1 protein-coding gene and 1 pseudogene are annotated in these 1,057 nt (G+C 37.1%); both read right to left on the bottom strand.

All coding sequences use genetic code 11. The features are described from left to right. Positions 1-226, bottom strand: a 226-nt coding sequence (locus IC610_RS19935) for a hypothetical protein (protein ID WP_191738634.1), incomplete at its 3' end; no start/stop codon positions are given. Positions 227-253: 27 nt separating this feature from the next. Continuing rightward, positions 254-1,057 (bottom strand): annotated as a pseudogene (locus tag IC610_RS19930) (hypothetical protein); the annotation flags it as partial.

Here is a 1,057-nt window from a genome sequence, read left to right as displayed (position 1 = left end):
AGTGAGGATTCTGCTGATAAACCTGATTAGGTGATGCATCACTGGAAGCAATAACAAAAACTTTCCCTTCAGAAATAATACTTATGCTGCAAAGCTCCGAATCCGTCAACTTAGCAGCCGCATATACTAAAAAATCAAAAACGTCGGCATATTTTTTTTCGAATGCTTTCAGTTTATCACTGTCGTTCTGATCCAAAGAATAATTATTCCCGTTAAAGTGGTCCATAAAAAAGAGTTGATAGAAGTATTATTATTAGATTGCCGTAAAGCTGTAATAAACATTGATTGAGTAAGTACTGTTTTCCTTCCCTACCAAACTTTGTGCATCCGCAGGAGAAATTGTGTATTTTACGTTAAGCTGGCGGTCCAGAACAGGTGTTCCGTCAAAGAGAATTTTTTGTGGAGTTTTGGATAACGGTGCATCTACAGAACTTCCATCGATCCCAATCTTTAATATATTGGAGTTAATATTAGTCTGAAGGCCGCCTTTTTTAAAATAATTCTCATCTGATTTTACATATAGTTCAAAACTTTCATTATTGGATAATATAATCTGGTTTGGAATTATCTGTGACTGGCCATTTGCGTATAATGATGCCGTATTAAAATTGAAGTTTACATTTTTTCCTGAACTGGGGATTGTAATCTCCGACCTGGGAAGCACCTTTACCTGAACAGAAGTATTCTGCAGACTGTTGATTGAATTATCTGTACTTCTGGCATTAAGATTTAATTCAAATGTATACGTTCCGGCTTCAAAAAAATAATTTTTAAAATCATCCGCTGAAACGTATAACTCTGGTACGAAGCTGTTTCTGTTCCCTGCTGTAACGGTCAGGTTTGTTGCGGAAAAATTCTGAAAAGCCGATGACAGAGATTTGGTCGTGAGAGAAGGCCCATTACTGCCTAATTTGATACTCGCTATATTTCTGGTACCAGAAACACCTTTGGAAGATGTAAACTGAACAGTATTTGCAGCCGCTTTTGCCCAAAAATTAAAATCGACAGTATTTGCGAATTCTGTATTTCCCAAATCCCACACCTTCGTGCCTGTTCC

It is taken from the genome of Chryseobacterium caseinilyticum (assembly GCF_014837145.1).
In the GTDB taxonomy this organism is placed as follows: domain Bacteria; phylum Bacteroidota; class Bacteroidia; order Flavobacteriales; family Weeksellaceae; genus Chryseobacterium; species Chryseobacterium caseinilyticum.
This window is presented reverse-complemented; position numbering and strand designations above follow the sequence as displayed.